Here is a 25,558-nt window from a genome sequence, read left to right as displayed (position 1 = left end):
ACACCCTCTTGTTTGTGAGTCCTTTTCCCCCTTTCTCACGCCCCCCTCCCGCTCCCCCCGAGGGGGACCTGGGTGCGTCCCCCCCCCCCCCCCCCCCCACCGCCTCAGCCGAGCTTGGCGAGCCGCTTCTCGCGCGCCGCGCGCGACACCTGCACGGTGATCACGAGGATCATCGCGAACAGGAACACGGCGGAGGCGATCACGTTCGCCTCGGCCGGGATGCCTCGCGCCGCCGAGATGTAGATGTACTTCGGGAACGTCGACACCGAACCGGAGTTGAAGTTCGTGATGATGAAGTCGTCGAAGCTGAGCGCGAAGGAGAGCAGCGCGGCCGCGAGGATGCCGGGCAGCAGCAGCGGGAACGTCACCCGCCAGAACACCTGCGACGGCGAGCCGTAGAGGTCGCGGCCAGCCTCCTCGAGCGCCGGATCGAGGCTCGCGACCCGCGCCTTCACCGTGACGACGACGAAGCTGATGCAGAACATCGTGTGCGCCAGGATGATCGTCACCATGTCCTTCGGCACGCCGACCGCGAGGAACTGCGCGGCGAGGCCCGCACCGAGCACCACCTCCGGGGTCGCCATCGGCAGGAACAGCAGCAGGCTGATCGCCGAACGGGCGCGGAACCGGTATCGCACGAGGGCGATCGCGATCATCGTGCCGAGCGTGGTGGCCAGGACGGTCGCGACGAGCCCGATCACGATGCTGTTGCCGAACGCCTGGCAGACCGCACCGCCCTCGACGTTGCAGACGTTCAGCCACTTGTCGAACGTGAACCCGCGCCACGCGATGTTCGACTTCACCGAGTCGTTGAAGCTGAACACGAAGGTGTACACGATCGGGATCATGAGGAACGCGAAGGCGATCGTCACGTAGGTGGGCAGCAGCCAGCGGCCGAGCCCGCGTCGGGGTCGGTCTCGCGTTGGCTGCGGGCGCTGCTCGAGCTGCTCGCTCTCGGCGAGTCCCCCGAGGACCGCTCCGGCCTGTCCTTCACCGCTCACAGCAGGTCCTCCGTTCCGCTCCGCTTGACGTAGATGCCGACGAGGATGAGGATCGCCGCCATCAGGATGATGGAGAGTGCCGCGGCCGCTGGATAGTTCAGCAGCACGAGGAAGTTCGCCTCGATCACGTTGCCCATCATCTGCGTGCCCGGGCCGCCGAGGAAGTCGCGGCTCGCGTTGACATAGTCTCCGGCCGCGGGGATGAAGGTGAGCAGCGTGCCCGCCACGATGCCCGGCATGGACAGCGGGACGGTGACCTTGCGGAAGACCGTCGCCGGGCTCGCGTACAGGTCGCCGCCCGCCTCCAGATAGCGCAGATCGAGCCGCTCGAGCGTGGTGTAGAGCGGCAGGGTCATGAACGGGATGAAGTTGTACGTCAGACCGAAGATGACCGCGAACGGCGTGCCGGTGAAGTGCGCGTCCGGTGCCATCAGCGAGAGCGCCTTCAGCGAGGTGATGATGAACGACTCGTCGGAGAGCACCTGCTTCCACGCCAGGGTGCGCAGCAGGAAGGAGATGAAGAAGGGGGCGATGACGAGCACGAGCAGGATGCCCTGCAGCAATGGCTTGCTGCGGGCCTTCACGCCGATGAAGTACGCGATCGGATAGCTGATCACGAGGGCGAGCACGGTCGCCACGAGCGCGTACCCGAAGGAGCGCAGGATGTGCGGCCAGTACGAGCTGACGACGTCGACGTAGTTCTGCCAGTTGAAGGCGTAGTCGAACTCACCGATGTCGCCGAACTCGCTCTGCACCTGCAGCGAGGTGAGCAGGAGCGAGACGAGCGGTGTCAGGAAGAACAGCACCAGGTAGGCGATTCCGGGGGCCAGCAGCACGAGGGCGATCGCGCTGCGCTTCCTCGGCGCCTGGGGCTGCGCTTCGGCCGTGGCGAAGGCTGCGAAGGCCACCTCAGTGCTCCTCGAGCTCCGCCACGAGCGCGTCGCGGTGCTGGGCCGCGATGGCGCTCGTCGAGGCATCCGCCTGGAACCGCGTTTCGTCCGGGGTGTCCTCGAGCCCGAACCCGTGCTCGACGGCCCAACTGACCCAGACGCGGTCGCCCTCCGCGGCCGCCGGGCCGAAGGAGATGTTCTGCGCGAACACCAGCACCCGCCCGGCTCCGGGGATCTCGACGAGGTACTGGGTGCTCACCCCCGAGAACGAGACGTCGGTCACCACGCCCGGGCCGATGAGGTTGCGAGCCGCCTCGGCGGCGGGCTGTTCGCGGTGCAGTTCGACCTTCTCAGGGCGGACGCCGACCGTGACCTGCCCTGAGTGGCGCTGCGCACGTGCCGTCGGCACGACGATGCGCGAGCCGGCGGCGTCGACCGCGATCGCCGTGTCCGTGGCTCCCACGACGTCGCCCGTGAACAGGTTCGACTGCCCCAGGAAGTTCGCCACGAAGGCCGTCCTCGGCAGTTCGTAGAGCTCTTCAGGGGCACCCATCTGCTCGATGCGTCCCTTGTTCATGACCGCGACGGTGTCGGCCATGGTCATGGCCTCCTCCTGGTCGTGGGTGACGTGCAGGAAGGTCAGCCCCACCTCTTCCTGGATCGCCTTGAGCTCCAGCTGCATCTGCCGTCTGAGTTTCAGATCGAGCGCGCCGAGCGGCTCGTCGAGCAGCAGGAGGGCGGGCCGGTTCACGATCGCCCTGGCGAGCGCGACGCGCTGCTGCTGCCCACCGGACAGCTGCTGCGGACGGCGCTGGGCGAGGTGGTCGAGCTCGACGAGCCGGAGCGCCTCGTGCGCCTTGCCCGCCGGATCGTCGATGCGGCGACGGCGGAGCCCGAACGCGACGTTCTCGAGGATCGTCATGTGCGGGAAGAGCGCGTAGCTCTGGAAGACGGTGTTGACCGGCCGTTCGTGCGAGCGGGTGGCCGTGACATCCGTGCCGCCGATGAGGATGCGCCCGTTCGTCGGCTCATCGAGCCCGGCGACGAGGCGGAGGGTGGTCGTCTTGCCGCAGCCGGACGGCCCGAGCAGGGCGAAGAAGGATCCCGCGGGGATGGTGAGATCGAGTTCCTCGATGGCGGTGAAGCCGGGGAATCGCTTGTGGATGCCGACGAGCTCGAGGTCCGCGCCGCGCTCGGCGAATTCGCGCATCGCCATGGTCACACTCCCAACAGGATCGACTGGAACTGGGTCTGGTACTTCTGCTCCTCGCGCGCCGTGAGCCCGCGGAAGACGTGGGCCTGCTCGAGCGTGTCGGCGTTCGGGAAGATGAGCTGGTTCTCGGCGAGCTCGGGGTCGATGGCCATCGCGGCCTCCTTCGCACCCTCGACGGGCGTGATGTAGTTCACCCACGCCGCGACCTCCGCGGCGATCTCGGGCTGGTAGTAGAAGTCGATGAGCCGCTCGGCGTTCGACTTGCGCGGCGAGCCAACCGGGACGAGGAAGTTGTCGTTCCACAGCGTGCCGCCGCCGACAGGAAGGGCGAACTCCCACTTGTCGCCGGCCTCGGCGTTGATCACGGTGATGTCGCCGGACCAGCAGATCGCCGCCAGGGTGTCGCCGGACTTCAGGTCCTCGAGGTAGGCGTTGCCCTTGATGTTGCGCACCTGGCCGCGGTCGACCTGTTCGCGGAAGACGTCGATGGCGGCGGTGAAGTCGTCGTCGCCCCAATCGCCGGCGATGTCGGTGCCGAGGTCCTGCATGATGCATCCCATCGTGTCCCGCATCTCGGAGAGCACGCCGACCCGGCCCTTGAGCGAGGGGTCCCACAGGTCGGAGACCCGCGTAATGCCGCCTGGGATCGCCTCCTTGTTCCAGCAGATGCCGCCGAAGCCGCCCTGCCACGGCACGGAGTAGGTGCGGCCGGGGTCGAAGTCGGGGTCGCGGAGCGCGGGATTGAGGTTCGCGAGGTTCGGCATGTTGGCGTGGTCGAGCTCCTGCGTGTAGCCGAAGCGGATCCAGCGGGCCACCATCCAGTCGGTGAGGCAGACCGTGTCGGAGCCGATGTCCTGGCCGAGCGCGAGCTGGTCCTTCACCTTGCCGTAGTAGGTGTTGTTGTCGTCGACGGCGACCTGATAGTCGACCGAGATGCCGGTGGCCTCGGTGAACGCCTGCAGGGTCGGATAGTTGCCGTCGTCGTCCTCGTCGATGTAGGCCGCCCAGTTGGCCCAGCGGACCGTGGGATCGCCGTCGGATCGGTCGGCGGCCGGCGTCGGCTTCGGGCGGGGCCCGCTCTGGCACGCGGCGAGCGCGAGCGCGGTGGCCCCGGCGCCGGCACCGGCGAGCAAGGTTCTGCGACTCAACTGCTGGCGGCGTGCGAGATCGATGAGGGAACGGATTCGTGGATCCGTCGGGGGTTGCCGAGTCACGGGCTTCCTCTCGGGTTCGCAGCACTGCGGGGTGGCTTGATCCTGCCACAGTGCACGGCCGGAATCACGGGTCGATGTCCGATTCGTTACGATTCCGCGTCGGACGCGATGGTTCCGGTTGCGGTCGCCGGTTTCGACGGATGAATCCGTTGAAACCGCCGGTCCGGCCAGATGAAACGCGCGATGCCCCCGTCGGGGGCCACCCGCCACCCTTGCCCGACGCCCCGGTCGAGCAGCGGCGGCAGCTCGCGTCCCCGATACAGCGTGCGGAACTCGGCGAGACCGCCGTCGACGAGCACCACGGAGGTCTGTCTGAGCTCCGCCCACACCCGCCACGCGGCCGCCCACGCGTCCATATCGCCGACGAGGGCGTCGGCCCGTCCCGGTTCCTCGACCGGAGCGGGCTGGTGCTCGACCGCGCCGGCCGCAGTCAGCGTCCGGACCCGGATCCCCTCGATCTCCGCGAGTCGCGCGAGCGCGAGGGGGACGTTCCGCGCGATGACCGCGTACCGGCCGCCGCCGCGGAACTCGAGCACGGGAACGGGATTCGTCCCGGTGGCGAGCGGCGGGCTCCCGGCGGGCGTGCCGCCCGAGCCGGTCGCATCGGCGAGCGCCACCTGCAGCCGCTTGCCGCCCCACTGCTCGGCCCCGGGCGGATCGTCGGCGCGCCACAATGCGGGGTCGCCGCCGAGCTGCGCCAGTTCGCCGCGCGAGGGGTGGCGAAGCAGCAGCAGCGCGCGGAATCCGTCGCGGATCTCGGCGGGCAGCCCCGTCGGGCGGGTCGTCGAGGCTGCGAGGTGCAGGCTGCCGCTCGGGTCGTCGAGCATCGTGGCGAGTGCATCGGCCGCCGCGAGCCGGTACTCGTCGGGCCAGGAGCGGAAGCGCACGTCGGCGGCGTCCACGAGCAGGAGCCTGGGTGCCCCGCCGGCGCCGAGGCGGCCCGACTCCGCTTGCCGGGCGAGCTCCGTCAGCAGGTCCCAGGCCCGCGAGCGCTGCTCGGGAAGCCGGAGGACGCGATCGGAACCGTGCCGCGCGGCGAACGCGGCCGCGATCGTGTCGAGGGTGGTGCGCCGACCGCTGCCGGGCGCCCCGCAGACGAGCAGGGCGCCGTCGGATGCCGGCCGCCAGACCGCGTTCATGCGGCGCTGCTGCTCGGGCGCGTCGAGCAGCCCGAACACGACGCCGTCGGGACTCGGATCGAGCTCCCCCAGACGCAGTCGGGAGGGAAGCGGATCGAGCCACGGGCGCCTGGCCTGGGGCTCGCCGGACCGACCGGCCTGCAGCAGTTCGAGGTGCAGGGGATCCGCGATCGCCGACTGGAACGTGCGCGGCGGCCCGGTGCCGTCGTCGACGATCGCTCGACCCGGTCGGTCGGGAGGGATCAGGGCCGCGTCGTCGACGCCGACGACGGCACGGCTGTCGCTCGGGTGCAGCACCCGCAGGCAGACGCGCAGTCGGCAGTTCGCGGTGATCTGCTCGCGAACGGTTCCGTTCGGACGCTGTGTGGAGAGGATGAGGTGCATGCCGAGCGAACGCCCACGGGCCGCGAGATCGGCGAACACCCGGCCCAATTCGTCGAAGCGTTCGAGGAGCGCCTGGTACTCGTCGACGACGATGAGGAGCCGTGGAAGACCGACCGAGCGATCGAGCTCGACGAAGTCGCGAGCGCCGCTCTGCCGCAGCCGCCGTTCTCGCTGCCGGATCTCCGCACGGAGGCTCTCGACGGCGCGGAGCGCTTCCGCCTCGTCGAGATCGGTGACGACGCCGACGACGTGGGGCAGCTCCGCGATCGGCCGGAACGCTGCGCCGCCCTTGAAGTCGACGAGCAGCATCGCGAGGGCCGCGGGCGAATGCGTCGTCGCGAGCGCGGCGAGCCAGGCGAGCAGGAACTCGCTCTTGCCGCTTCCCGTCGTGCCGCCGATGAGTGCATGCGGTCCCTGCTGCACCAGGTCGAGTTCGAGCGCGCCCCCGCCGGACGCCGTCCCCACCGCCGCCGCGAGGCGTTCGCGACCGCCGGAGCGCGGCTGAGTCACGGCGGCGAGGTCGACGCGAGGGGGCAGTGGCTTCGCGTCGAGGCCGCTTCGTGCGGCCACCTCGGCCAGCCGCTCCGCAGCGGCGTCGGCCTGCCTCCGGCTGAGCAGCTCCGGGACGAAGGACCCGCTGCGTTCGGGAGAGTCGAGCACCTCGATCCGCGCGCGACGCGGGGAGTCGAACTCGACCACCGTGCCGAGCCCGGGCGGCAGCGTTGCGCGCTCGCTCGCGCACGCGATGACCCCGTGCGGGTCGGCCGGCTGCTCCCCCTCGACGACCGTGAGCGAGGGCGAACCGCGAAACTGCGGCAGGCGTTCGGCCCACGCCCACTCCTCCGAGGGCGGGACGCGCAGCCCGCCCGCGCCGGGCCGCACGGTGGACGCCCATCTGACCACCGAAGCGCGGGCCGCCGCCCGAACCACGGGCATCGGACCGACGAAGCCGATGCCCGCGGCGGGATCGGCACGGATCGGCGCGCCGGGGAGCGCCCACGCCTGGGCGAGCAGCGCCCGGTCGTCGTCGTCGAAGGCCTCGCCCTCGATGCGGAGCAGGCTGGGCACGACGCCGCGCCCGAGCACCAGCCCCGAGCTCTCGGCACCCCGCCATCGCGAGCCCGCAGGCTCGGAGAGGAGCGCGTCGAGTTCACCGGCGCGACGCCACGCCTCATCGCGTTCCACCGCGTGGCGCGCCCCGATCTCCTCGGTGAGCACCCGCCGCGCCTCGATCCGTTCGAGCCGCTCCCGCTTGAGCTGGCGCCGTGCACTGCGCCGGCCGTCGAAGACGGCCGCGAGGCCGACCACCGGTCCGATCGCGGCGAAGACGAGCGCGAGCGGGGACCGCGTCAGCGCGAACAGCACGCCCGCGGTGGCGATCGGCGCGAGCGTCGCGAGGAGCGGGAAGGGAGGCCTCTGCCGGGTGCTCGGCGGATGCGGCAACCGGAGCCGTGGCTGCCGATCGGTCGGGACGTCCATGCCAGAAGCTCAGCAGCCGCGGACCGCCCGGCACGGTCGGAGCCGGCGATCGGTGGAGGCGAGCGCGGCCGCGCCCGCTGTGGAGGACGAACGAGCGATTCGCTAGTCGACGACGATCTGCTGCTGCGCGAGCTCGATCGTGCTGCCCCTCGGCACCTGGTATCGGCGACCGGGCTCGCAGCGCACGGCCCCGTCGTCCGGGCGGCGCACCAGGGTCCCGTTGCCGGAGAAGCGGTCGGCGATCCACAGCACACCGTCGTGGGAGCCGAACTCGAGATGCGTCTTCGAGACGGAGAGCGTGCGGTCGGCGATCTGCACGAGATGGTCGAACCGCTCGCCCGGCTGCGGCAGGGGCTTGCGCCCGATGAGGCCGGTGCCGAACACGATGCGGGTCTCCCCCGTGCTGAACCGCAGACGGAACCGGTCCGACTCCCCCGGAGCGCTCGTCGCGGCGGGCGCTGCGCCGTCCGCGGCTTCCGGAGGCGTCTGGCCCGCCGTCCCGGCGAGGTCGCCTCCCTGGGCGTCAGCGCTCGGGGCGAGGAACCCGCCGACCGGGATGCTGATGACGCCGCTGTTGCGGCGCGGAAGCGGGTGGACGATGGTCGTGTCGCCCGGCCTCGGGTCGGGCTTGCGCCTGGACTCCGGCGTCGCACTCGTCGAGCTTCCGCACTCACCGCAGAACATCGCCCCATCGGGCAGGTCAGCACCGCAGATCCGGCAGTTCACGTGCACGCTCCTCATCTCCGCTTCCAGCGTAGCGGCGGATGCGCCGGGCGGGCGCAGGCGGACGCCGCCCGTGTCGCCGGCCGGGCGCGTCAGTCGGTCTCGGCCGGCCGGACCACATCGAGGACGTCGACCACGACGACGGTGACGTTGTCACGGCCGCCGTTGCCGAGCGCCGCATCCATGAGATGCCTGGCCGCGGCATCCGCCGTCGGATTGGACGCGAGGAAGTGCCGGAGCCCGTAGGCGGTGAGTTCCTTCGTGAGCCCGTCGGAGCAGATCAGCAGGCGCATGCCCGGCTCGATGGCGATGGCCCGGTAGTCGGGCAGCGGTGCCTCGTGGAAGCCGACCGCACGGGTGATCACGTTCGAGTGCGGGTGCGTCTCGGCCTCCTCCCGCGTGATCTGGCCGGCGTCGACAAGCTCCTGCACGATCGAGTGATCGACGGTGAGCTGTTCGAGCACGCCGCCGATGAGCCGGTAGACCCTGGAATCGCCGATGTTGAAGACGATCCAGGCCGGCTCGCCCGAGATCGAGCCGAGCGCGACGCCCGTCACGGTGGTGCCGCTGCCCTCGTCAGTCACGCCCCGGCCGCGGCCCATGTCCTGAACAGCGGAGCGCAGCGCCTGATCGATGTCGGGGGTGCCCACGACGGTTCGACCGCCGTACTCCGCGAGCCGGGTGACGACCGCGGCGCTCGCGAAGTCGCCGGCCGCGTGCCCGCCCATCCCGTCGGCGACCGCGAAGATCGGCGGCTGGGCGAGGAAGCTGTCCTCGTTCACCTCGCGTCGGAGGCCGGTGTCGGTCATCGCCGACCACGCGATCCCGATCTCGGTGCCGCCGGGCAGCACGACACGATGGCGCGGATTGCCGATGCCGATCTGGGTCACGGATCTCGCCTGTCTGCGGGGGGACGCGTCAGGATGTGAGGGGAACCCGTCGATCGTAGCGCTTCGAACCGCCGCCCGGCTGCGGGCAACGCGCCGGGAGCACGTGGCGGTCTGGAACCGATTCACCCCCCGCATCCATGGAATCAGTTGTGAAACGGCGCCTATTCGACTGATTCCCTTGCTTCTGCACCTCTTCACTGTCATGATCGAGCCATGACGAACACGGGACGACTCACGTCGCGTCCGGTGCAACTCGACGATGTGTCGAAGGCGATCATCGAGCAGCTCCAGACCGACGGCCGGCGTTCCTATGCCGATATCGGTAAGGCCGTCGGCCTCTCCGAAGCCGCGGTGCGCCAGCGCGTGCAGCGACTGCAGGAGGCCGGCGTCATGCAGATCGTCGCCGTCACCGACCCGATGCAGCTCGGGTTCACGCGACAGGCGATGATCGGCATCCGCGCCGAAGGCGACACCCGGCTGCTCGCCGAGCAGCTCTCCGCGATCCCCGAGATCGACTACGTGGTGCTCACCGCCGGCAGTTTCGATCTGCTCGCCGAGGTCGTGTGCGAGAACGACGAGGAGCTCATCGATCTCCTCAACGCTCGCATCCGCTCGCTCGACGGTGTCCAGCAGACCGAGACCTTCGTCTACCTGAGGCTGCAGAAGCAGCATTACAACTGGGGAACCGTGAGGAACCGATGACCATGACCGATGTCCGCTACGACAATGCGACGCTGCAGAAGCAGGCGAAGGATCACCTCTGGATGCACTTCGCGCGCCAGTCGACGATGGAGCAGGGTGTGCCCATCATCACTCGCGGCGAGGGCCACCGCATCTACGACATCAACGGCAAGAGCTACATCGACGGGCTCGCCGGCCTCTTCGTCGTGAACGCCGGCCACGGCCGCTCGCGCATCGCCCAGGCGGGCGCGAAGCAGGCCGAGGAGCTCGCGTTCTTCCCGATCTGGTCCTACGCGCACCCCAAGGCGATCGAGCTCGCCGACCGGCTCGCGGAGTACGCCCCCGGCGACCTGAACCACGTGTTCTTCTCGACCGGCGGCGGCGAGGCGGTCGAGACCGCCTACAAGCTCGCGAAGAACTACTGGAAGCTGATGGGCAAGCCGACCAAGTACAAGGTCATCTCGCGCGCCCTGGCGTACCACGGCACCCCGCAGGGCGCCCTCGCCGTGACCGGCCTGCCGATCAAGGCACCGTTCGAGCCGATCACCCCCGGTGGCCTTCGCGTGCCCAACACCAACTTCTACCGCGCTGCGGAGATGGGCGCGCCGGCCGACGACCTCGAGGCCTTCGGCCTCTGGGCGGCGAACCGCATCGAAGAGCAGATCCTGATGGAGGACCCGGACACGGTCGCCGCCGTCTTCCTCGAGCCGGTGCAGAACTCGGGCGGCTGCTTCCCGCCGCCCCCCGGCTACTTCCAGCGGGTGCGCGAGATCTGCGACAAGTACGACGTGCTGCTCGTCTCCGACGAGGTCATCTGCGCCTTCGGCCGCATCGGTGACTACTTCGCGTGCAACCAGCTCGGCTACGTGCCCGACATGATCACCTGCGCGAAGGCGATGACCTCGGGCTACGCCCCGATGGGCGCCACCATCGTCAGCGAGAAGATCTACGAGCCGTTCAAGAAGGGCGACACGACCTTCTACCACGGCTACACCTGGGCCGGTCACCCGGTCTCGGCCGCGGTCGCGCTCGAGAACCTCGACATCTTCGAGGAGGAGAAGCTCAACGAGCACGTCCGCGAGAACAGCCCGCTGTTCCGCGCCGAGCTCGAGAAGCTGAACGACCTGCCGATCGTGGGCGACGTCCGCGGCGAGGGGTACTTCTTCGCCGTGGAGCTCGTGAAGGACAAGGCCACGCGCGAGACCTTCAACGAGGAGGAGTCGGAGCGTCTGCTGCGCGGCTTCCTCTCGACGGCGCTGTTCGACGCGGGCCTCTACTGCCGTGCCGACGACCGCGGCGACCCCGTGATCCAGCTCTCGCCGCCGCTCACCATCGGCGTGCCCGAGTTCCAGGAGATCGAGCAGATCCTGCGCAGCGTGCTGACCGAGGCGTCGAACCGCCTGTGATCGCACGCGTTCGCGCACGGATCGACTCGCGGACGCACTGAACCGCTCAGATCGGGAGGGCCCCGGATGCGTGCCATCCGGGGCCTTCGCCGTCCCCGAGCACCGACGCTGCCTCCGCCGACGCTGCCTGCACCACGACGCGCGTCGAACGGCGCAGCGGTCACCGCCCGCCCTGGAGCGCCCGGTGCTCGTCCTCCCGGACGAACGCCCACTCGGGCAGCGCCCCGGAACCCAGGTAGGTGTCGAGCAGACGCGCCATCGCGTGATCGGGATCGATCTCGAGGGCCCGATCGAGGTGGCTGCCGGCGCGGCTGCCGCGCCCGAGCGCCCAGTGCAGCCATCCGGCGACGCAGTGCACCCCTGGGCGGTGGGCTCGCGGGAGATCGACCAGCAGCTGCTCCACGAACCCGATGCCGGCCTCGACACGTTTCGTCTGCGGCCTGAGCCGGGTGCGGCCGAGGTAGAGCTCCGAGACGAACTCCTCGCTTCCCTCCGACTCCGCATCGCACATCGGTCCGTCGGGGCCGTCGTCGAAGGGCTCGCAGCGGCCTGCAGCGCCCTGGAGTGCGATCTCCCCCACCGCAGCCCCGAATGCGATCTGCAGCACGATCGCGTCCCGGAACACCGCCGATGCGGAGAGCTCGGCGAACCAGGCGCCCTGCGCCGCCGTCGACACCGGCTCGCACAGCACGCCTTCCACGAGTTCGATCGGGTCGATCTGCGGACCGAGCTCGCGCTGGAGCCATTCGAGCGAGCCCTGCTCGCGCAGCGCCACGAGGCGTCGACGCAGGCGTGCGGCCCGTGCGCGGTCCGTGATCGGCGACGGATCCGCTGGGAGCTCGCCGAGCACCGGGAGCTCGGCGGCCGCCGAGTCGATGAGTGCGAGCTCGCGCCCTCCGGCGGGCACGAGCGGATCGGCGACCGAGCCCCAGCCGGTCGACGCCACGACGAAGCCGTCACGCACCTCGAAGCCCGCGTCTTCGAGCCTCGCAGCCAGGCGATCGATGAGGCGACGTTCCGCGGCGGCCGCGGTCCGCGGGTACTCGCGCTCGGTGTACACCGTGACGATGATGCCCTCGGCACCCTCGATCCGGCACACCGCTCCCACGACGGCCGAGACGAGCACCGGATGGTCGGCGACGCGACGCGGGAGATCGTGCCGGAGCACGCCGATGACCGTACTGCCTCGGAACGCGACGCAGACGAGCGATCGCCGGAGCGGGACGCCGGCGAGCTGCGGGAGGAGGGCGAGGAACTCGTGTCCGCCCGCGGCGCGGACGGTGATCTGTTTCGACATGGCCCCCAGCATCCGAAGCGTGCCGGCCATCGGCGCCGCAGCGAGGGGGTTCTGTGGAGGCAGCGCTCCGGACGACGGGTGGGGAGGAGGGATCGCCGATGCACCGGGGACGCGGCCGCCTCCCCTCCCCCACATCAGCCGTGCGAAATCGGGCGTCCACAGGTGTCCGATTCCCGCGAGCCCGTGTCTGCGGGCGAGGATACGCTCGAAGCATGAGCAACGTCTTCCTCCTCCGAATCGATTCCCCCGTCGGGCGCATCGAGCTCGTCGGCGACGACGAGCACCTCGTCGCGCTGACCATCGAGGACGCCGACGGCTCGTTGCCGCACGACGACGAGCCCGAGCGCCCCAACGCCGTCCTCGAACTCGCCCGCGAGCAGCTGTCCGAATACTTCGCCGGGACGCGCACCGACTTCGAGATCCCGGTGCGGCCCACGGGCGGCAGCGACTTCCAGCGTGCCGTGTGGGCCGAACTCGCGCGGCTGCACTGGGGCGAGGCGACCTCCTACGGCGCGCTGGCGCAGGCCGTCGGCCGCCCGGGTTCCGCGAGGGCCATCGGTGGCGCCGTCGGCGCCAACCCGATCCCCATCGTGATCGGGTGCCACCGGGTGCTCGCCTCCGACGGCCGCATCACCGGCTACTCGGGCGGGCGGGGCATCCCCACCAAACTGTGGCTGCTCGGTCACGAGCAGATCGGCTTCGCCGCGTGAGCGCGGAACGCCCCGACCTCGTCGTGGGCGACGACGCGATCGCCCGCTGCGCGTGGGGCGCCGGTGACGCGGAGTACTCCCGCTACCACGACGAGGAGTGGGGTACCCCGATGCACGACCCCGTCCGACTGTTCGAGAAGCTCTGTCTCGAGGGCTTCCAGGCCGGACTCTCTTGGATCACCATCCTGCGGCGGCGCCCGGTGTTCCGCGAGGTCTTCCACGGGTTCGATCCGGTCCGAGTCGCCGAGATGGACGAGCGCGACGTCGAGCGACTGCTCGGCGACGCACGGATCATCAGGCACCGCGGCAAGATCGAGGCGACGATTCAGAATGCGCGGGCGACGCTCGCGCTCGACGTTCCGATCGACGAACTGCTCTGGTCGTTCGCGCCACCGCCCCGCGAAACACCGTTCACGAGCTTCGCGGAGGTGCCCGCGACGACCCCCGAGTCCGCCGCGATGAGCAAGGAGCTCCGCAGCCTCGGCTTCCGCTTCGTCGGGCCGACCACGATGTACGCGCTCATGCAGGCGTCAGGAATGGTCGACGATCATCTGGTCGGCTGCTTCCGTTCCACAGCGCGCACCTCCGGGCTCGGAAGCTGATCGGCGAACGGTCGCGCGGCGCGAATCCCCGCCGTTCAGGCTGCGAGCAGCTCCAATTCGCGCACGGCCGGGTTCGTCCCATCGGCCGTCGCGCCGGCGCTGAGGCTGAGCTCGAAGCCGGCCGAGCGCGCCCACGCGATCAGGGCGTCCACGTCGTCGAGGGCCTCGGGGCGCGCAGTGAGCAGCGCCCGGGTGAACTCGCCCTTCGCGCGCTTGTTGAAGTGATTGAGGGCGCGCTTCCGTCCGTCGCCATCCACCGCGACGACGCGCACGAACACGGATCCGGGCGGCGCCGGCCCGAGTTCCACGTAGCCCTCGGAACGAAGATCGACGACGAGGCCGTCGTGCGCCGCGAGCACGGCCGCGAGCGGCTCCCGCCAGAGCTGCTTCAGCCGGTGGCCGGGCACACGCGAATCGTGCGAGAGCCGGTAGGCCGGGATCGGATCGAGCGCTCCCACGAGACCGAACAGCGCCGAGTGCACGACGACATGCCGGCCGGCGTAGGCGCGCGCCTCGTCGTCGAGACTCGGCGCGTCGAGGGCGTCGTACAGCACCCCCGTGTAGCGATCGAGTGCCGGCATCGTCGGGGAGCTCGCGAGCAGCCGGTCGTGCTCGACCTCGGCCGCCGAACGGGGTCCCAGTTTCAGGGCGCGCATCGCGGCATCCTGATCGGCGGCGAGCTCCACCACGGAGGCAACGAGCTCGGCGCGGACCGGTTCGAGCGAGGGGTACGACAACGCGTCGAGACGAAGGGGCGGCAGTGCGCCGCCGGTGCGCTTCGTCTCCGAGGGCGGAAGGACGAGCAGCACTACGAGGCGATGAACGCGAGCGCCGCGTCGACGTTCTCGCCGAGCGAGCGGACCGAGTCGATCGTCACGCGCGGGAGCGCCGCCGACGGGCCGTTCCAGGCGGCGTAGCCCTCGAGGCTCTGCTCCACGGCGCGCCACGTCGTCTCGTCGAGGTGCGGCAGCTTGCGCTCGCGCTTCTCGAGACGGGAACGATGCACGTCCTCGTCCGAGCAGACGACCTCGATGACCCGGAGCCGGGCGTCGGTGCGCTCGGCGAGATCCCGCCACTGCAGACGCGCGGCCTCCGCGGCGTTCACCGCGTCGACGATCACGGTGCGACCGGCCTCGAGTTCCTTGCGCGCGATCTCCTCGGCGACGAGGTAGGCCGCGAGGCCGGTGGGCTGATCCGCGTCGATGCCGGCACGCAGCACGGCAGATTCGATCGGATCGACCGACACGACGGTGGCGCCGAGGCGGGCGCCGACGATCTCACCGATCGTCGACTTCCCCGCACCCGGCAGCCCCGCCATGACGATGAGCTGGGTGACCGAGAGGTCACCGAACTGGCGGTCGAACGGCTGCTCCCCAGGCATCCGCGAACTCCTTCTCAGCTGGGTGGATCGCTCAGACGAGCGCGGCGCGAGACGCCACGATCTGGACCGAGTTCTGCTGGACCGAGAGGAAGCCGTCCTCCGCGTTCGCGGTGAGCTTCTCCCCTCCGTCGAGCGTCACTCGGACCTCGCCGCCGGCGAGGATCGCGAGCATGGGCTCGTGACCCGGCAGGATGCCGATCTCGCCTTCGACGGTCCTCGCGACCACCATCGCCGCCTCGCCCGACCAGACTTCCTGGTCGGCCGAGACGACGCTCACGTTGAGGGCGGCCATGATCAGCCGTTCTCCTTCTGGATCTGCGCCCACTTCTCTTCCACGTCCGAGATCGGGCCGACGTTGAAGAAGGCCTGCTCGGCGACGTGGTCGAAGTCACCGCGGGCGATGGCGTCGAACGACTCGATGGTGTCCTTCAGCGGAACCGTCGAGCCCTCGACACCCGTGAACTTCTTCGCCATGTAGGTGTTCTGCGAGAGGAACTGCTGGATGCGGCGCGCGCGGGCCACGGTGATCTTGTCTTCCTCGGAGAGCTCGTCGACACCGAGGATCGCGATGATCTCCTGGAGCTCCTTGTTCTTCTGGAGGATCTGCTTCACCGTGGTGGCGACGCGGTAGTGGTCGGCGCCCAGGTACCGCGGGTCCATGATGCGCGACGTCGAGGTCAGCGGGTCGATCGCCGGGTACAGACCCTTCGAGGCGATCTCACGGGAGAGCTCGGTGGTCGCGTCGAGGTGCGCGAACGTGGTGGCCGGGGCCGGGTCGGTGTAGTCGTCGGCCGGCACGTAGATCGCCTGCAGCGAGGTGATCGAGTGGCCACGGGTCGAGGTGATGCGCTCCTGCAGGATGCCCATCTCGTCGGCCAGGTTGGGCTGGTACCCCACCGCGGACGGCATGCGGCCGAGCAGGGTCGAGACCTCCGAGCCCGCCTGCGTGAAGCGGAAGATGTTGTCGATGAAGAGGAGCACGTCCTGCTTCTGGACATCACGGAAGTACTCGGCCATCGTCAGGGCCGACAGCGCGACGCGCAGACGCGTGCCCGGCGGCTCGTCCATCTGGCCGAAGACGAGGGCGGTCTTGTCGAAGACGCCCGCCTCCTCCATCTCGTGGATGAGGTCGTTGCCCTCACGGGTGCGCTCGCCGACGCCGGCGAACACGGAGACACCGCCGTGGTCCTGCGCGACGCGCTGGATCATCTCCTGGATGAGGACCGTCTTGCCGACGCCCGCACCACCGAAGAGGCCGATCTTTCCACCCTGCACGTACGGGGTGAGGAGGTCGATCGACTTGATGCCGGTCTCGAAGAGCTGCGTCTTCGACTCGAGCTGGTCGAAGGCCGGGGGCTTGCGGTGGATCGGCCAGCGCTCGGTGACCTCGATGGTCTGCCCGGGCTCGAGGTTCAGCACCTCGCCGATCACGTTGAAGACCTTGCCCTTGGTGACGTCGCCGACGGGCACCGAGATCGGCGCGCCGGTGTCCTTGACCTCCTGGCCGCGGACGAGGCCGTCGGTCGGCTTCAGGGCGATGGCCCGGACCACGTCGTCGCCGAGGTGCTGGGCGACCTCGAGCGTCAGGGTCGAGGTCTGCTCGCCGATGGTGATCTCGGTGGTCAGGGCGTTGTAGATGTCGGGGATCGAGTCGTGCGGGAACTCGATGTCGACGACCGGGCCCGTCACGCGGGCGATCCGGCCGACCGCGACGGCCTGGTCAGCGACCATGTCGATGGTGTCAGTCATTCTGCTCACTCTTTCTGGATTGCTACTTGGCGACGACGAGCGCGTCCGCGCCGCCCACGATCTCGGAGATCTGCTGCGTGATCTCGGCCTGGCGAGCATTGTTCGCGAGGCGGGTGTAGTCGGTGATCAGCTTGTCGGCGTTGTCGGAGGCCGACTTCATCGCCTTCTGCGTCGCGGCGTGCTTGGCGGCAGCCGACTGCAGGAGCGCGTTGAAGATGCGGCTCTCGATGTACACCGGGAGCAGCGCGTCGAGCACCGTCTCGACGTCGGGCTCGAACTCGTAGAGCGGCTGCACCGTGGCATCCGGCTCCTCGACGCCCTCGACCACCTCGAGCGGCAGCAGGCGCACGACCGTCGGGGTCTGCGTCATCATGCTCACGAAGGTGTTGTAGACGACGTGGATCTCGTCGACGCCGCCGTCGGAGGCGTCGCGGAGGAAGGCCTCGAGCACGGCGTCGGCGATCTCCTTCGCCAGCTCGAACTCGGGGTTCTCCGAGCTGCCGGTCCACTGCTGCTCGAACCCGCGGTGACGGAACTGGAAGTACCCGACCGCCTTGCGTCCGACGAGGAAGTACACCACCTCTTTGCCCTGCGAGCGGAGGAGCTCGGCGAGCTCCTCCGCCTCACGCAGGACCTGCGAATTGAAGGCACCGGCGAGGCCGCGGTCGCTCGTGAGGATCACGACGGCCGCACGCTCGATCTTCTCGGGCTCGGTCGTCAGCACGTGGTCGACGTTGGAGTACGTCGCCACGGCCGAGACGGCACGGGTGATGGCCCGCGAGTACGGCGTCGACGCCGTCACTCGGGCCTGCGCCTTCTGGATGCGCGAGGCGGCGATGAGCTCCATCGCCTTGGTGATCTTCTTCGTCGTCTGGGCAGACTTGATCTTCTGCCGGTAGACCCGAAGTTGCGCTCCCATGTCTCTCCTGTATCCCTGGTGACCTGGCTAGATCGCCGGATGCCTCAGCGGCGACCCTTGACGATCTTCTCCTGGTTGACGTCTTCCTCGGCGATGGCCTCGAACTGCTCGCTGCCGACCGAGGCGAGGGGCTTGCCCTCTCCGGTCTGGAACTCGCTCTTGAAGGTCGAGATCGCCGACTCGAGCTTGGCGATGGTCTCGTCCTCGAGCTTGTTGGACTCGCGGAGCACCGTGAGGGCGTCCGAGTTGCGGCGCAGGTAGTCGAGGAACTCCGACTCGAAGCGCAGGATGTCCTCGACCGGGACCTCGTCCAGGTGGCCCTTGGTGCCGGCCCAGATCGAGACGACCTGGTCCTCGACGGGGTACGGCGAGTACTGCGGCTGCTTCAGCAGCTCGGTCAGGCGCGCACCGCGGGCGAGCTGGCGACGGCTGGCCGCGTCGAGGTCCGACGCGAACATCGCGAACGCCTCGAGCGAGCGGTACTGGGCGAGCTCGAGCTTGAGCGTGCCGGAGACCGACTTGATCGACTTGACCTGCGCGTCACCGCCGACTCGCGAGACCGAGATGCCCACGTCGACCGCCGGACGCTGGTTGGCGTTGAAGAGGTCGGACTGCAGGAAGATCTGGCCGTCGGTGATCGAGATCACGTTGGTCGGGATGTACGCGGAGACGTCGTTCGCCTTGGTCTCGATGATCGGCAGGCCGGTCATCGAACCGGCGCCCAGCTCGTCGGAGAGCTTGGCGCAACGCTCGAGCAGACGCGAGTGCAGGTAGAAGACGTCGCCCGGGTAGGCCTCGCGGCCCGGCGGACGGCGGAGGAGCAGCGACACGGCGCGGTAGGCCTCGGCCTGCTTGGACAGGTCGTCGAACACGATGAGGACGTGCTTGCCGGCGTACATCCACTGCTGGCCGATGGCCGAGCCGGTGTACGGGGCGAGGTACTTGAAGCCCGCCGGGTCGGAGGCCGGCGCGGCGACGATGGTGGTGTACTCCATCGCGCCGGCGTCCTCGAGGGCGCCCTTCACGCTCGCGATGGTCGAGCCCTTCTGGCCGATCGCGACGTAGATGCAGCGGACCTGCTTGGTCGGGTCGCCCGACTCCCAGTTCGCCTTCTGGTTGATGATCGTGTCGATCGCGATCGCGGTCTTGCCGGTCTGACGGTCGCCGATGATCAGCTGGCGCTGGCCGCGGCCGACGGGGATCATGGCGTCGATCGCCTTGATGCCGGTCTGCATCGGCTCGTGCACGCTCTTGCGCTGCATGACGCCGGGCGCCTGGAGCTCGAGGGCGCGACGGCCCTCGATGCCGGTGATCTCGCCGAGGCCGTCGATCGGGTTGCCGAGCGGGTCGACGACGCGGCCGAGGAAGCCCTCGCCCACCGGGACGGACAGGACCTCACCCGTGCGGGTGACCTCCATGCCCTCCTCGATGCCGGTGAACTCGCCGAGCACGACGACACCGATCTCGTCCTCGTCGAGGTTCTGCGCCAGGCCCAGGGTGCCGTCGGCGAAGCGGACGAGCTCGTTCGCCATGACCGAGGGCAGGCCCTCGACGTGGGCGATGCCGTCGGCCGCGTCGGTCACGTACCCGACCTCGGTCTTCTGCGCCGCGCCAGGCTCGTACGCCTGAGCGAACTCCGAGAGAGCCGAACGGATCTCATCGGGGCTGATGGAGAGTTCTGCCATTGCCTTTTCCTTTTCCTGGGCTGGCCTGTACCGCGGTACAGCTACTGATGTGTCGCGGCGCAGGACGCCGGTCGTTGTCGTCCGGCGTCAGCCGGCAAGCTTCTGCCGCAGCTCGTTGAGGCGGCTGGCGACGCTGCCGTCGATGACCTCGTCGCCGATCTGCACGCGGACTCCGCCGACGACGGCGGGGTCGACGATGGTGTCGAAGCGGATGGCACGGCCGGCCTGTGCGGCGAGGCCGCGCTCGAGCCGGGCGAGCTGCTCGGCGGTGAGCGGGACGGCGGTCGTCACGGTCGCGACCTCGAAGCCGCGCTCGTCGGCGACCACGGCCGCGGCGCCGCGCAGCATCTCGCCGATGCGGCGGCCGCGCGGCTGCTGCACCAGGTGACGCACGATGGCGACCGTCGCGGGTGAGGCCTTTCCGCCGAGCAGACGGTCGACGAGCGCCGCCTTCGGCTCGGGGCCGCCGAGCTTCGAGCCGAGCGCGAGCTCGAGCTCGGAGTCGCCGGCGACCGTCCGGTCGAAGGCGAAGAGCTCGGCGTCGACCTCGGCGTCGCCCGACGCACGGGCGGCGACCCGGATGCCGAGCTCCTCGGCACCCGCGAGGAAGTCCGCGGCGCTCGACCAGCGGCTCGACGCGGCGCTCACGAGGAGCGAGGCCGCGCCGGCCGAGATCTTGCCGCCGAAGACCGACTCGACGAGCGCGCGCTTCTGCGCGGCATCCGCCTCGTTGTCGGTGAGTGCGGTGCGCAGCTGCGGCGTGGCACCGATCACGCGAACGGCGGCGAGCAGTTCGCTCGCGACCGACAGCTCGGCCGGGCCGAGCGCACCGAGTGCGGCGCGCGTGGCGGCCAGGGCCTGGGTCGTGGCGCTCCCCATGGGCTAGTTCTTCCCTCCGGCGGTGGCCGAGTCGGCCTCGAGATCGGCGAGGAAACGGTCGACGACCGCCTTCGCCTTCGCGTCGTCGGACAGCGTCTCGCCGACCACGCCCGAGGCGAGGTCGATCGCGATGGTGCCGACCTCGCTGCGCAGCGAGACGAGCGCGGACTGCCGCTCGGCCTCGATCTGCGCCTGCGCGCTCGCGGTGACGCGAGCGGCCTCGGCGACCGCGGTGTCCTTGGCCTCGGCGACGATCTGCTTGCCGTCCTCGCGGGCGGTCTCGCGGATACGGCCGGCCTCGGCGCGCGCGTCGGCGAGCTGAGCGGTGTACTCCTCGAGGGCCGCTTCGGCCTTGCGCTGAGCCTCGTCGGCCTTCGCGATGTTGCCTTCGATGGCCTCTCCGCGCTCGTCGAGCATCTTCTGGACGCGCGGCAGCACGTACTTCCAGAAGAAGACGAGGATGATGACGAAGCAGACCGACGACCAGATGATGTCGTACCACTCCGGGATCACCGGGTTCTGCGTCGACTCCTCAGTCGCAGCCTTGAGTACTGCGTGAAGCACAGTGGCCTCCTAACTCGCTGCGGAAGGGGACTAGTTGGTGAAGATGAAGTAGGTGGCGATACCGATGAAGGCCAGCGCCTCGGTGAAGGCGATACCGATCCACATCAGCACCTGCAGGCGGCCGGCGAGCTCGGGCTGGCGAGCCACGCCCTCGATCGTCTTGCCGACGACGATGCCCACGCCGATGGCCGGGCCGATGGCGGCGAGGCCGTAGCCGACCGTCGCGATGTTGCCGTTGATCTCAGCGAGAACGGTGGTTGCGTCCACGTTGGGGTTTCCTTTCTTAGGGATTGGTGTGGGCGGTTGCCCGGCTCAGTGCTCTTCCGCGACCGCGAGCTGGATGTAGACCGCGGTGAGAAGAGCGAAGACGTAGGCCTGCAGGACGGCGACGAGGATCTCGAAGAGGGTGAAGGCCAGGCCGAAGGCGAGGCTGCCCACGCCCATGAGCTTGAACAGCCCGGGCGCCGCGAAGAAGAAGAACTGCGTGGCCGAGAAGAAGAGCACGAGCAGCAGGTGGCCGACGATCATGTTCATCATGAGTCGCAGCGTCAGCGTGACGGGGCGGATGATGAAGGTCGAGATGAACTCGATCGGCGTGACGATGATGTACACCGGCCACGGCACGCCCGAGGGGAAGAGCGCGTTCTTGAAGAAGTTCTTCGGGCTCTTGCGCACACCGGCGTAGATGAAGGTGATGTAGGAGACGATCGCGAGCACCAGCGGCACGCCGATCACGGAGGTGCCGGCGATGTTCAGGAACGGGATGACGCCCGTGATGTTCATGAACAGCACCATGAAGAAGATGGTGGTGAGGATCGGCAGGAAGCGCTTGCCGTCCTTCTTGCCGAGCAGGTCCTCGGCGATGTTCACGCGAACGACGTCGAGGCCCATCTCGACGAGGCTCTGGAAGCGGCCCGGTACGACGCGCATGCGGCGGGTGCCGAGCCAGAACAGCAGGAGGAGCGCGGCGACGGCGACGAAACGCACCAGCATGATGCGGTTGATCTCGAAGGGCGTGTCCTCGAACAGGAGCGGACCCGGGAAGAATTCGCCGATCGACGGGCCGTGGAATTCACCATCATCGGTTGACATCGGAACCAGCAGGTTCACAGCGTGTGCTAGCAGCGCGTTCTCCTGTTTCGGGGCGTGGAGCGGGGCTCTCGCGACGACGAACATCGGATACGGTTTCGCACACGCGCGAGCGGCGCCAACCGTAGGGGATCGGGGTCTACTCTAGCAATACTTCTACATCGAGACGAATTCGCCGTAGCCGGGAGTTTCGGCGGGATCAGTCCTCGGAGGGCGCCTTGGGGAGCTCGACATCGCTCGCGTAGGGCAGCCGGGACTTGGCCACGACGAGCACATCGACGACGAGCGAGGCGAGCACGCCGGCCACGATGCTGAGGAAGAGCACCGTCGGATCGAGCCAGTCGACGCCGCGCAGGACGACGACGAGCACGATGAAGACGATGAACTTCACGATCCAGCCGCCGAGCACGACGCCGAAGAAGATGCCGACGAAGAGGTCGCTGTTCGCGTAGCGGTTGGCGAGGAGGATGCTCGCCGAGGTGATGCCCATGAAGACGACGGCCATCACCGTGCCGATGAGCGCGCTCACGAGGCCGGGCACCCCGGCGAAGATCAGCCCGAGCACCGAGCTCACCACCAGGATCACGGCCGCGAGGAGGCCGCCCCAGGTGAGCGCCCGGCGGAGCACCGGGTTCGAGGTGGGCGTGCGGTCTGCGGGGGCGACGTCGTTCATCGGGCTCCTGTTCCGGGGTCGCCCGATTCTACCGAGGGCCTCGCTGCGAGTTCGTCGAGCCCGTCGGCGTGCACCGGCTCCTCCGGCTCGCCGTCCACGGCGTTCACCGGCCCCTCGACCGGGCGCTCCTCGGCCGCGACGGTCTGGCGCTTGCGCCGGCCGAGCGGAGCGAGGGTCAGCACCGTGCAGACGACGAAGCCGACGCCGAGGAAGACGAAGGCCCACAGCACGTCGATGCCGAAGTACAGCGGGAACACGTAGGTGAGGAGGCATCCGACGGACGCCACCGCGGTCCAGCCGTAGAAGATGAGCACCGCGTTCAGGTGGCTGTGCCCCATGTCGAGCAGCCGGTGGTGCAGGTGCTTGCGGTCGGCGGCGAACGGCGACTTGCCGGCGCGCAGGCGCCGGACGATCGCGAGGCCGAAGTCGAGCAGCGGGATGAGCAGCACGATGAAGGGCAGCAGGATCGGGATGAACGCCGCGAAGAGCTGCTCGAAGCCCACGCTGCCCGGGTTCAGCTGGCCCGTGACCGAGATCGCCGACGTCGCCATCAGCAGCCCCACGAGGAGCGCGCCGGCGTCGCCCATGAACAGCTTCGCGGGCCGCCAGTTCAGCGGCAGGAACCCCGCGCAGGCGCCGACGAGCACGACGGCGATGATCGAGGCGAGGTTGAAGTAATTGGTCGGCGAGGTCTGCTGCACGAGCAGGTAGGTGTAGACGAAGAACACGCCGTTGGCGATGAGCGAGACGCCGGCGACCAGCCCGTCGAGCCCGTCGATGAAGTTGACCGCGTTCATCACGAGCACGATCGCGAAGACCGTCACCGCGGCGGACATCCACGACGAGCCGACGGTGATGCCGCCGATCGGCAGCGAGACGATCGAGACGCCCTGCCAGGTGACGAGGCCGGCGGCGATGAACTGGCCGGCGAGCTTCGTCATCCAGTCGAGGTCCCAGAGGTCGTCGGCGACGCCGATGAGCACGATGAGCAGGGCCGCCCCGAGGATGGCGAGCACCTGGCCGGGGTTCTGGAAGATGATGGCGACGTTCGCGAATCGGGTCGAGCCGAGCGAGGACACGAACCAGGCCGCGCCGAAGGCGGCGAGCACGCCGATGAACATCGCGATCCCGCCGAGCCGCGGCGTGGGCCGGGTGTGCACGTCGCGCTCTCGGATCTTCGGGTACAGCCGGAACTTCAGGCTGAGACGCCAGACGACGACCGCGCACCCGAAGGTGACGAGGGCGGCGAGCAGCGCGAGGGCGACGAACAGGGTCATGAGCGGGCGGCGTCCGTCCCGTCGGGGGTGCGCTCGGTCGGGGCGTCCGCCTGCGCCGGCTCCGCGACCGGAGCCAGGAGCTCCTCCCCCACCACCTCGGCGATGCGCTCGCGGGTGATGACGCCGGCGCGGACGATGCGCAGCAGCCCGCCCGAGCCGAGCGCCGTGGCGTCCACGATGGTCGACGAGAGGTCGCCCGGCCGCTCCCCGACGGCCTCGTAGCCGCTGCCGCTCGGCCCGGCCTCGAGGTAGACGGCGACCGAGTCGCCGAGCATCGCCTCGGCCTCGGCGGCGGTCGTCGCGCTCGGGCGGCCGGAGAGGTTCGCGGACGAGACGGCGAGCGGGCCCGTCTCGCTCAGCAGCTCGAGCGCGATCGGGTGCGAGGGCATGCGGAGCGCGACCGTGCCGCGGGTCTCCCCCAGGTCCCACTGCAGCGAGGGCTGAGCGTGGAGGATGACGGTGAGCCCGCCCGGCCAGAACGCCGCGACGAGCTCGCGCACCGCATCGGGCACCTCGGCGGCGAGGGCGTCGAGCGTGGGGACCCCGGGGACGAGCACGGGCGGTGGCGAGGTGCGCCCGCGCCCCTTGGCGTCGAGCAGTCGCTGCACGGCGGCGGGCGTGAAGGCGTCGGCCGCGAGCCCGTAGACGGTGTCGGTCGGCAGCACGACGAGCTCGCCCCGGCCGATCGCGCCCCTGGCGAGACGCATTCCGGTGAGCAGCTGGGAGTCGACCGAGCAGTCGTAGATGGCAGTCATGACCTGCCGATTCTAGTCCGGGCCCCGGAGCGCCGATGGCCTCCGGCCGGGGCGCGGCGGATGCCTCGGGCGACGCGCGCCCGAGGCATCCGCCCTCCTCGGATTCAGCGGCGACCGGCCTTGCGCCGGAAGAGCCAGGCGCCCCACACGGCCGCGACGACCACGATGCCGAGGCACCAGGCGAGCGCGATCCAGCCGGAGCTGCCGAGCGGCGTGCCGACGAGGAACGAGCGGATCGTCTCGATCACCGGGGTGATCGGCTGGTGCTCGGCGATCGGCCGCAGCCAGTCGGGCATGGTCTCCACCGGCACGAAGGCGCTCGAGACGTACGGCAGGAACAGCAGGATGAAGCCGTAGCCGTTCGCCGCCTCCGGGCTCGAGGCGGCCAGGCCGATCGCCGCGAACAGATAGGTGATCGCGAGGATGTACAGCGCGACGACGCCGAACATGGCAAGCCAGTCGAGCGCGGTGGCGTTCGGCCGGAACCCGACGAGGAGCGCGACGCCGATGACGACGGCGGTGGCGAAGAGGTTCCGGATGACGCTCACGACAACGTGGCCGGTGAGCACGGCGCCGCTGCGCAGCGGCATGGTGCGGAAGCGTTCGATGATGCCCGTCGTCATGTCGCGCGAGACCGACACCGCGGTCGAGGAGGCGCCGAATCCCGCGCAGAGCAGGATGATGCCGGGCACGACGTAGTCGACGTAGCCCCCACTCGGGTCGATCGCCTCGCCGAAGATGAACGTGAACATCAGCATGAGCATCACCGGCAGCACGACGGCCATGAGCATCGCCTCGGGGTCGCGAAGTTCCTGGAGCAGGCTCCGGGTCACGAAGACCCGTTCGGCGACGGTGCCGCGGATGCGCGGGCGGAGCGCGCGCGGCGGCCCGGCCGGCACGGTGCGCGGGGGCAGGGTGGTGGCGTTGGTGGTCATGGTCGTCCCTTCACAGTCGCTTC

At 69.7% G+C, this 25,558-nt stretch carries 26 protein-coding genes; 4 read left to right on the top strand and 22 right to left on the bottom strand.

From position 1 onward, the window contains the following. Positions 1 to 104 precede the first annotated feature (104 nt). The 7 genes from ACFWE1_RS10205 to ACFWE1_RS10175 all read right to left on the bottom strand — a co-directional run bounded on the left by ACFWE1_RS10205 (position 105) and on the right by ACFWE1_RS10175 (position 8,933). Positions 105 to 848 carry an ABC transporter permease gene (locus tag ACFWE1_RS10205; protein ID WP_243570873.1) on the bottom strand — a complete coding sequence of 248 codons (744 nt, stop codon included), beginning with the start codon at positions 846 to 848 and terminating at the stop codon, positions 105 to 107. A 149-nt stretch (positions 849 to 997) separates the two neighbouring features. Then, a complete protein-coding gene (locus tag ACFWE1_RS10200; RefSeq protein WP_376933348.1) occupies positions 998 to 1,909 on the bottom strand; it encodes an ABC transporter permease in 912 nt (303 codons plus the stop codon). Position 1,910: 1 nt separating this feature from the next. After that, positions 1,911 to 3,107 (bottom strand): ABC transporter ATP-binding protein, encoded by a 1,197-nt coding sequence (locus tag ACFWE1_RS10195; protein WP_376933347.1) that lies wholly within the window; start codon positions 3,105 to 3,107, stop codon positions 1,911 to 1,913. A 2-nt stretch (positions 3,108 to 3,109) separates the two neighbouring features. Then, positions 3,110 to 4,237, bottom strand: coding sequence for a PotD/PotF family extracellular solute-binding protein (locus ACFWE1_RS10190; RefSeq protein ID WP_376933346.1), 1,128 nt, complete (start codon positions 4,235 to 4,237; stop codon positions 3,110 to 3,112). 167 nt (positions 4,238 to 4,404) lie between these two features. Then, positions 4,405 to 7,320 (bottom strand): FtsK/SpoIIIE domain-containing protein, encoded by a 2,916-nt coding sequence (locus ACFWE1_RS10185; RefSeq protein WP_376933345.1) that lies wholly within the window; start codon positions 7,318 to 7,320, stop codon positions 4,405 to 4,407. Between the two features lie 102 nt (positions 7,321 to 7,422). Further along, positions 7,423 to 8,061 (bottom strand): FHA domain-containing protein, encoded by a 639-nt coding sequence (locus ACFWE1_RS10180; protein WP_376933344.1) that lies wholly within the window; start codon positions 8,059 to 8,061, stop codon positions 7,423 to 7,425. 74 nt (positions 8,062 to 8,135) lie between these two features. Beyond that, positions 8,136 to 8,933, bottom strand: coding sequence for a PP2C family protein-serine/threonine phosphatase (locus ACFWE1_RS10175; protein ID WP_376933343.1), 798 nt, complete (start codon positions 8,931 to 8,933; stop codon positions 8,136 to 8,138). A gap of 213 nt (positions 8,934 to 9,146) precedes the next feature. Between ACFWE1_RS10175 and ACFWE1_RS10170 the strand changes: the two genes are divergently transcribed. Further along, positions 9,147 to 9,635 carry an Lrp/AsnC family transcriptional regulator gene (locus tag ACFWE1_RS10170; RefSeq protein WP_189086152.1) on the top strand — a complete coding sequence of 163 codons (489 nt, stop codon included), beginning with the start codon at positions 9,147 to 9,149 and terminating at the stop codon, positions 9,633 to 9,635. A 2-nt stretch (positions 9,636 to 9,637) separates the two neighbouring features. After that, positions 9,638 to 11,020, top strand: coding sequence for an aspartate aminotransferase family protein (locus ACFWE1_RS10165; protein WP_376933342.1), 1,383 nt, complete (start codon positions 9,638 to 9,640; stop codon positions 11,018 to 11,020). Positions 11,021 to 11,180: 160 nt separating this feature from the next. On the opposite strand, the gene ACFWE1_RS10160 is transcribed toward ACFWE1_RS10165, so the two are convergent. Then, a complete protein-coding gene (locus ACFWE1_RS10160) occupies positions 11,181 to 12,317 on the bottom strand; it encodes a DUF4192 family protein (protein WP_376933341.1) in 1,137 nt (378 codons plus the stop codon). A 212-nt stretch (positions 12,318 to 12,529) separates the two neighbouring features. Here ACFWE1_RS10160 and ACFWE1_RS10155 point away from each other — a divergent pair, with 212 nt between their 5' ends. Beyond that, entirely contained in the window at positions 12,530 to 13,027 is a 498-nt protein-coding gene (locus tag ACFWE1_RS10155; RefSeq protein ID WP_376933340.1) for a methylated-DNA--[protein]-cysteine S-methyltransferase, read from the top strand. After that, the gene (locus ACFWE1_RS10150; RefSeq protein ID WP_376933339.1) at positions 13,024 to 13,629 is read left to right on the top strand and encodes a DNA-3-methyladenine glycosylase I; all 606 of its coding nucleotides are present in this window, start codon (positions 13,024 to 13,026) and stop codon (positions 13,627 to 13,629) included. The genes ACFWE1_RS10155 and ACFWE1_RS10150 overlap by 4 nt, the downstream gene beginning before the upstream one ends. 35 nt (positions 13,630 to 13,664) lie before the next feature. Here ACFWE1_RS10150 and ACFWE1_RS10145 read toward each other — a convergent pair whose 3' ends face one another. From ACFWE1_RS10145 to ACFWE1_RS10080, 14 genes are all read right to left on the bottom strand, one after another. Next, entirely contained in the window at positions 13,665 to 14,438 is a 774-nt protein-coding gene (locus tag ACFWE1_RS10145) for a YaaA family protein (protein ID WP_376933338.1), read from the bottom strand. Continuing rightward, a complete protein-coding gene (locus tag ACFWE1_RS10140) occupies positions 14,438 to 15,010 on the bottom strand; it encodes an AAA family ATPase (protein WP_376933337.1) in 573 nt (190 codons plus the stop codon). Before ACFWE1_RS10140 ends, ACFWE1_RS10145 begins: the two co-directional genes overlap by 1 nt. Before the next feature lie 31 nt (positions 15,011 to 15,041). Then, positions 15,042 to 15,302 (bottom strand): F0F1 ATP synthase subunit epsilon, encoded by a 261-nt coding sequence (locus ACFWE1_RS10135; protein ID WP_376933336.1) that lies wholly within the window; start codon positions 15,300 to 15,302, stop codon positions 15,042 to 15,044. Between the two features lie 2 nt (positions 15,303 to 15,304). Next, on the bottom strand, positions 15,305 to 16,759 hold the full coding sequence (gene atpD / locus ACFWE1_RS10130) for a F0F1 ATP synthase subunit beta (RefSeq protein WP_376933335.1): 1,455 nt from the start codon (positions 16,757 to 16,759) through the stop codon (positions 15,305 to 15,307). A gap of 22 nt (positions 16,760 to 16,781) precedes the next feature. Next, positions 16,782 to 17,678: a F0F1 ATP synthase subunit gamma gene (locus ACFWE1_RS10125; RefSeq protein WP_230768582.1), complete on the bottom strand. Its 897-nt coding sequence runs from the start codon at positions 17,676 to 17,678 to the stop codon at positions 16,782 to 16,784. Positions 17,679 to 17,722: 44 nt separating this feature from the next. Further along, the gene (atpA, locus tag ACFWE1_RS10120; RefSeq protein ID WP_189086162.1) at positions 17,723 to 19,363 is read right to left on the bottom strand and encodes a F0F1 ATP synthase subunit alpha; all 1,641 of its coding nucleotides are present in this window, start codon (positions 19,361 to 19,363) and stop codon (positions 17,723 to 17,725) included. Positions 19,364 to 19,450: 87 nt separating this feature from the next. Then, positions 19,451 to 20,242 (bottom strand): F0F1 ATP synthase subunit delta, encoded by a 792-nt coding sequence (locus ACFWE1_RS10115; RefSeq protein WP_376933334.1) that lies wholly within the window; start codon positions 20,240 to 20,242, stop codon positions 19,451 to 19,453. A gap of 3 nt (positions 20,243 to 20,245) precedes the next feature. Continuing rightward, positions 20,246 to 20,806, bottom strand: coding sequence for a F0F1 ATP synthase subunit B (locus ACFWE1_RS10110; RefSeq protein ID WP_230768588.1), 561 nt, complete (start codon positions 20,804 to 20,806; stop codon positions 20,246 to 20,248). 30 nt (positions 20,807 to 20,836) lie between these two features. Next, the gene (gene atpE / locus ACFWE1_RS10105; protein ID WP_108390493.1) at positions 20,837 to 21,073 is read right to left on the bottom strand and encodes an ATP synthase F0 subunit C; all 237 of its coding nucleotides are present in this window, start codon (positions 21,071 to 21,073) and stop codon (positions 20,837 to 20,839) included. Between the two features lie 45 nt (positions 21,074 to 21,118). Beyond that, positions 21,119 to 21,898: a F0F1 ATP synthase subunit A gene (atpB, locus tag ACFWE1_RS10100; protein WP_230768591.1), complete on the bottom strand. Its 780-nt coding sequence runs from the start codon at positions 21,896 to 21,898 to the stop codon at positions 21,119 to 21,121. A gap of 196 nt (positions 21,899 to 22,094) precedes the next feature. Continuing rightward, entirely contained in the window at positions 22,095 to 22,568 is a 474-nt protein-coding gene (locus ACFWE1_RS10095) for a hypothetical protein (RefSeq protein WP_243568766.1), read from the bottom strand. After that, complete coding sequence (locus ACFWE1_RS10090; RefSeq protein ID WP_376933333.1) at positions 22,565 to 23,845, bottom strand: MraY family glycosyltransferase; 1,281 nt, start codon at positions 23,843 to 23,845, stop codon at positions 22,565 to 22,567. The genes ACFWE1_RS10095 and ACFWE1_RS10090 overlap by 4 nt, the downstream gene beginning before the upstream one ends. Beyond that, positions 23,842 to 24,600, bottom strand: a complete 759-nt coding sequence (locus ACFWE1_RS10085) for an L-threonylcarbamoyladenylate synthase (protein WP_376933332.1) — start codon at positions 24,598 to 24,600, stop codon at positions 23,842 to 23,844. The genes ACFWE1_RS10090 and ACFWE1_RS10085 overlap by 4 nt, the downstream gene beginning before the upstream one ends. Before the next feature lie 104 nt (positions 24,601 to 24,704). Next, entirely contained in the window at positions 24,705 to 25,535 is an 831-nt protein-coding gene (locus tag ACFWE1_RS10080) for an ABC transporter permease (RefSeq protein ID WP_376933331.1), read from the bottom strand. Positions 25,536 to 25,558: the final 23 nt, after the last annotated feature.

It is taken from the genome of Agromyces sp. NPDC060279, from assembly GCF_042726785.1.
Lineage (GTDB): Bacteria > Actinomycetota > Actinomycetes > Actinomycetales > Microbacteriaceae > Agromyces.
The sequence above is the reverse complement of the archived record's forward strand: the minus strand, read 5'-3'. Positions and strand labels throughout refer to the sequence as shown.

Bases quoted from the DNA above. Each gene is read 5' to 3' on its own strand.
- ACFWE1_RS10205 (WP_243570873.1), bottom strand. From the start codon at position 848: ATGATCCCGATCGTGTACACCTTCGTGTTCAGCTTCAACGACTCGGTG.
- ACFWE1_RS10195 (WP_376933347.1), bottom strand. From the start codon at position 3,107: ATGGCGATGCGCGAATTCGCCGAGCGCGGCGCGGACCTCGAGCTCGTC.
- ACFWE1_RS10185 (WP_376933345.1), bottom strand. From the start codon at position 7,320: ATGGACGTCCCGACCGATCGGCAGCCACGGCTCCGGTTGCCGCATCCG.
- ACFWE1_RS10180 (WP_376933344.1), bottom strand. From the start codon at position 8,061: ATGAGGAGCGTGCACGTGAACTGCCGGATCTGCGGTGCTGACCTGCCC.
- ACFWE1_RS10170 (WP_189086152.1), top strand. From the start codon at position 9,147: ATGACGAACACGGGACGACTCACGTCGCGTCCGGTGCAACTCGACGAT.
- ACFWE1_RS10165 (WP_376933342.1), top strand. From the start codon at position 9,638: ATGACCGATGTCCGCTACGACAATGCGACGCTGCAGAAGCAGGCGAAG.
- ACFWE1_RS10160 (WP_376933341.1), bottom strand. From the start codon at position 12,317: ATGTCGAAACAGATCACCGTCCGCGCCGCGGGCGGACACGAGTTCCTC.
- ACFWE1_RS10155 (WP_376933340.1), top strand. From the start codon at position 12,530: ATGAGCAACGTCTTCCTCCTCCGAATCGATTCCCCCGTCGGGCGCATC.
- ACFWE1_RS10140 (WP_376933337.1), bottom strand. From the start codon at position 15,010: ATGCCTGGGGAGCAGCCGTTCGACCGCCAGTTCGGTGACCTCTCGGTC.
- ACFWE1_RS10135 (WP_376933336.1), bottom strand. From the start codon at position 15,302: ATGGCCGCCCTCAACGTGAGCGTCGTCTCGGCCGACCAGGAAGTCTGG.
- atpD (WP_376933335.1), bottom strand. From the start codon at position 16,759: ATGACTGACACCATCGACATGGTCGCTGACCAGGCCGTCGCGGTCGGC.
- ACFWE1_RS10125 (WP_230768582.1), bottom strand. From the start codon at position 17,678: ATGGGAGCGCAACTTCGGGTCTACCGGCAGAAGATCAAGTCTGCCCAG.
- atpA (WP_189086162.1), bottom strand. From the start codon at position 19,363: ATGGCAGAACTCTCCATCAGCCCCGATGAGATCCGTTCGGCTCTCTCG.
- ACFWE1_RS10115 (WP_376933334.1), bottom strand. From the start codon at position 20,242: ATGGGGAGCGCCACGACCCAGGCCCTGGCCGCCACGCGCGCCGCACTC.
- atpB (WP_230768591.1), bottom strand. From the start codon at position 21,898: ATGTCAACCGATGATGGTGAATTCCACGGCCCGTCGATCGGCGAATTC.
- ACFWE1_RS10095 (WP_243568766.1), bottom strand. From the start codon at position 22,568: ATGAACGACGTCGCCCCCGCAGACCGCACGCCCACCTCGAACCCGGTG.
- ACFWE1_RS10090 (WP_376933333.1), bottom strand. From the start codon at position 23,845: ATGACCCTGTTCGTCGCCCTCGCGCTGCTCGCCGCCCTCGTCACCTTC.
- ACFWE1_RS10085 (WP_376933332.1), bottom strand. From the start codon at position 24,600: ATGACTGCCATCTACGACTGCTCGGTCGACTCCCAGCTGCTCACCGGA.
- ACFWE1_RS10080 (WP_376933331.1), bottom strand. From the start codon at position 25,535: ATGACCACCAACGCCACCACCCTGCCCCCGCGCACCGTGCCGGCCGGG.